This is a genomic window from Wolbachia pipientis (assembly GCF_030373985.1).
GTDB classification, from domain to species: Bacteria; Pseudomonadota; Alphaproteobacteria; order Rickettsiales; family Anaplasmataceae; genus Wolbachia; species Wolbachia pipientis_D.
In genome coordinates this window covers 1-4869 of the sequence record NZ_JAUCRB010000008.1, presented here as the reverse complement: position 1 = coordinate 4869, position 4869 = coordinate 1, and the positions used below count along the sequence as shown (strand labels likewise).

The 4869-nt window shown below is 37.9% G+C and carries 2 protein-coding genes and 1 pseudogene; all 3 read right to left on the bottom strand.

The window, feature by feature from the left end; translation table 11 throughout:
- Positions 1–66 precede the first annotated feature (66 nt).
- Positions 67–1971 (bottom strand): annotated as a pseudogene (ligA, locus tag QUS22_RS05410) (NAD-dependent DNA ligase LigA).
- Positions 1972–1980: 9 nt separating this feature from the next.
- A complete protein-coding gene (locus QUS22_RS05405) occupies positions 1981–2694 on the bottom strand; it encodes an ankyrin repeat domain-containing protein (protein ID WP_289513969.1) in 714 nt (237 codons plus the stop codon).
- 93 nt (positions 2695–2787) lie between these two features.
- Positions 2788–4107: a group II intron reverse transcriptase/maturase gene (ltrA, locus tag QUS22_RS05400; protein ID WP_289513968.1), complete on the bottom strand. Its 1320-nt coding sequence runs from the start codon at positions 4105–4107 to the stop codon at positions 2788–2790.
- Positions 4108–4869 lie beyond the last annotated feature (762 nt).

Here is a 4869-nt window from a genome sequence, read left to right as displayed (position 1 = left end):
GAAAACGTTTTGGGTTAAGGTTCAATCTCATAGCTGGAATTTACAACTGGGAGTTGCAAAAATGAGTTACGCAAGAGGTCTATAGTTGGTATTGGGTGAAACACTCGAACTAACCTTTGCGCCTAAGCTTTCAACTTTTGCTTAAGCCTCTTTCCTCTTCATAGTCAAAAGAGTTCCTGTGAAAACTAAGATCTTACCGCTAAAGATGGAGTTGGTAGCAGTAGGAGTACTCACTGGAAGAATCGTTAAGTGAGAGGCAAGATCACTTATCATTTTGATGTTTTCTTATTCGGAAAAGTGCCATATTAAGGAAGCAGTAATCATATCTCCTATACCATTGATTTTAATTAACCTAGAAAATGCTTCAGGTGGGTGAACAATCATACCGTCACTCCGCGTATAGGAAGCACATGCTCTAGCACGTCTTAATGCTGGCAATTGAGTCATAGCTAAGTACCAGTTCTCATATGACTTGTAATGCTGTGCAAGTAGCTTTGCCATACAAGGTCCAATATATTCGATTCCCAAGGAACATATGAATCTGTCCAGGGTCATAACTCTTTTGCTATTGATAGAGTCTAGTAAATTAGCTATTGATTGCTTACCCCATCCGTGATGTTCTTCTAGATTGAACTTACTTAATTTCTCCTCCAGAGTAAAAATATCTGAAATCTCTTTTATCAGGCCGAGGTCAGAGAAGAACTCGATTTTCTTACTGTTAAATCCAGTGATGTTAAAACATGAAGCAAAATGTCTTACCTTTTCTATCATCTGCACTTTACAAACATTTTCACCGGAACACCTTACTTCAGCTCTCCTTTCTTCTACTCCACTACCACATTCGGGGCAAGCTTCTGGAAATTCATATTCAGGTGCATCTGGAGAGCGAGCACTTTTATCTACTTTTACTATCTTAGGTATAACATCTCCTGCTCGCTTCACTACTACGATATCTCCCTCACGTATGTCCTTGCGCTTAATTTCATCCTGATTATATAAGTTTACTCTACAAATCAGTACACCACCTATATTGATTGGTTCTAATTCAGCAACTGGTGTAAGAATTCCTGATCGACTTACTTGAACGATTATTTTTTTGAGTTTGGTCTTTCCCAAAGCCGCAGGAAACTTATGTGCTAATCCCCAACGTGGTGCCTTGTTAGTGTCTCCTAACCTACCTTGCAACTTCAAATCATTAACCTTGTAGACGATTCCATCGATGTCATACCCCAAACTGTAACGTTCGTCACATACTTTGTTATAGAACTCCAGTATTTCATCTATGTTATTTGCTAAAAATTTATATTCGTTAACACAGAAGCCTAGTTCTCTTAGCCTATTTAATACTTCAAATTGAGTATTTTCTGTTCCACCAACTAAAGAGTAGGCAAAGTACTTTAATGGTCTACTAGCAGTAACTTCAGGATTTAGTTGCCTTAGCGAGCCAGCAGCTGCATTGCGTGGATTGGCAAACTGATTATTTTCATTTAGCTTCAAAAAGTCATCATTTCTTATGTAAACCTCACCTCTAACTTCTACTCTACCCTTTACACCGGAGAGCACTTTGGGAAAGTCCTTGATAGTTGAAATATTTTTCGTAATGTTTTCACCATAGTAACCATCTCCACGAGTTGAAGCCTTAACTAGTATTCCATCTTCATAAACTGCGGAAAAAGATAGCCCATCTATTTTCAGTTCACAAGCGATTTCTAGTTCATCAGTACTCAGAAGCTTTTTTACTCTAAATAAGAATTTTCCTACATCTTCTTTGCTATAAGAGTTATTTAATGAAAGCATAGGATAAAGGTGTTTTACCTTACCAAACCTTTCATCAGGCTCAGCACCTACAATTCGTATATTAGCTTTTTTTACCAGTTCATCATATTCTGCATCACTAATCTCAGGCTTGTTTTGCTGATAATATAATTCATTGTGACATTTTATTTCTTCCTGTAATTCTAAATTTGTTATGCTCATACCTTACCTCCTGTTAATATTCAATAATTCCATGATGTCTTTCTGACGTTCAACCAGTACCATTTCCAGCACAGTGTATTCTTTATTTTCTGAATTGTATCCTATTTCGGTATCTGCTCCACTTTGTAGCAGTAATTCCATCATCTCTTTATTACGATTCGCAATAGCAATGTGCAGAGGTGTACAACCGTATTTAGTTGCCAAATTTATATCTGCCCCATTCTGTAATAAAACTGTTGTCGTCCATTCACAGTTATTTGAAACAGCAATATGTAAAGGAGCGTCACCTTCTTTATTTCTAATATTGAGCATAGCGCCTTTTTGGAGTATTGATCTTAATGTCACATGGTCACTACGTCTAGTTATAATGTGTGCTACTGTGTCTCCATGATTATTACAGAGATTAACATTTGCGCCATTAGACATAAGGGTCTCAAATATATCCGCATGATCGTATTTAACAGCAAGATGTAGAGCAGTATTACCCTTTCTATCTTTAGCATTGGGGTCAATGTTGTAACATATCAAAAACTTTAGAACTTTACCAAGGTTCCATTTAGCTGAAAAGCGTAGAACTGCAGCACCAATGCAAGAGTTAATAATGCCACTAGTAAGATAAAAAAGTAACAATGTAAAAATATTAGGGTTTCTAGCCTTGTCAATTTTGTTAGCGATCTTTTTTAGCTCCCTTTCAACATTTTGTTCGGTAGAAGTCATGTCCTATCCTCCTTGATTGAATTTTATTTCTATAACTCCCCCACAAGAACCGTGCTTGCGGCTTTCCCGCACACGGCTCCACAATATTAGCGTTCACGATATACCTCCTAATGTATATAAGGAAAAACATATTTTTGGTTCTGGTAGTGGATTGACTTGTGTATAATGCACAAATTGCTCCCAATTCATGCTCTTTTTCTGGCTACGTCGGTTTATCCACCTAAACGTTAGTTTCTTTACTGCCCAATTAAACTTGCTGAGCCACCGATAATTTCCACTAACTCCGAAGTAGTTATAGTGTCCTCTTAGTTTAGCTTTGAGTACCTGCCACCAGTCTTTGAGACAAATTTGATTACGAATTGTTTTTAACCATTCTTTTATTTCTTTGAGTTTTCTAGCTAGGTTTATTTTTGAGGTTTTATGCCCAATCACTAGCCTGCCATTACGACTCTTTACACTATAGTGCGTGAATCCTAGAAAATCAAAACTTTCCGTTTTCTTCTTTTCTCTTTTTGCCTGTTGCCACCCCTTCTTTCCAAACTTTACTATTCTTGTTTTGCTTTCAGCTATTTCCAAACCGAATTTTCCTAACCTTTGTTCCAGTGACTCCAAAAACTCCTTAGCATCTTCCTCACTTTCACAGCACACCAGAAGATCATCTGCATACCTGATCAGCTCCATATATCCCCTAGATTTTGGTTTTACTTTCTTTTCAAACCATAAGTCCAGCACATAGTGTAAGTATATATTTGCTAATACAGGGCTTACTATTCCTCCCTGAGGTGTGCCTTGTTCGGTTGCTTCATAATGTCCAGCTTCTATAACTCCTGCCTTTAGAAATCGCTTTATTAACCACAATAAATTTGGGTCTATTATTCGTTCTCTTAAGCATTTCATTAGCCATTTATGCTGAATATTATCGTAGAACTTTTTGATATCCACTTCTACAATGTAGTTTGTTGATTTGTACATAACTGCTCGATTTAGTGCTTTGACCGCTTGGTGACAGCTTCTGCAAGGTCGAAATCCATATGAGTTGTCCAGAAAATTTGCTTCATAAATATTTTCCAATATCTTCTTAAGCATTATCTGTACCACCTTATCTTCTGTAAATGGTATTCCGAGCCCGCGACTTTCCTTGCTTCCAGCCTTGGGTATATATACCCTCCTTACTGGTTGCGGTTGATATTGCTTCCTCTTCATTCTATCTACTAGCGCTTTAAGTCTCTCCTCTAGATTTTTCCCATATGCTTCCACTGTTACTTGATCTATACCACAAGCCTTGTTACGTCTTAGTTCCTTATAACACTCCGCAAGATTCTTTGCATTGATCAGATGTACCAGCGATGTAAATTTTAACCGCTCATCTTGCTTCGCTCTTACCGCTATCTGATTTAGTTTCTTTTGCATCATATTCCTACCTCTGTTGTGTTGGGATAACATTCCCTAAACCAGTTGCTATATTGCTGACCGCTTCCCCTTGTATGTGGCTTTCCCACACTCTGAGTACTATCAGTCAGTCCGACTTCCTTTGTATCTTTCGCCAGTTCTCGCCTTTGTTGACTTGTTCCAGCGTACCTTAATAGGAACACAAAGGATCTCCCAAGTTCATTCAGAATCCATCTCAATACATGACACGGCCTCAGATCCCGATAGAGTGAGTGATAACTTGCCTTTTCGTTACCCTTCATGCTGTCTTCCATCACATGAAAAATGTCGACCTCTATGATGTCAGGGATTTCGGGACTCATTACCTTCACTTTCGTTGCACCCTGCACTGTCCATTCCATTAGCTTTACTACGCTCGTTACCTTACGCAGCAGACCTCTTGCAAAACCTATTTATGATGAGAAGTTTTTAGGAAGAGAGCAGAATACTCGAATGTATTTGAGGAGCATAGGCAAACTTTGACGACAAAATTGCCATCAGAAATCGAGTTATGCAAGAGGTCTAGCATAATGGTCTGTTCTATGCTGTTGGCTAGACTTTGCCTAGGTTGGATTTTCACCAACTTTATTCTAAACGCTTCTCTTTGCGCACTCATAAAACCTCCGTAAACACTAGATATATTGATAATGATTTCCATAAGATTGCGCAAAGTTTTAATAAGATAATTTATAAAAATTGAATAAGACTTTTTTTTGTTCAATTAATGAACTGGATAAGATTTCTCTA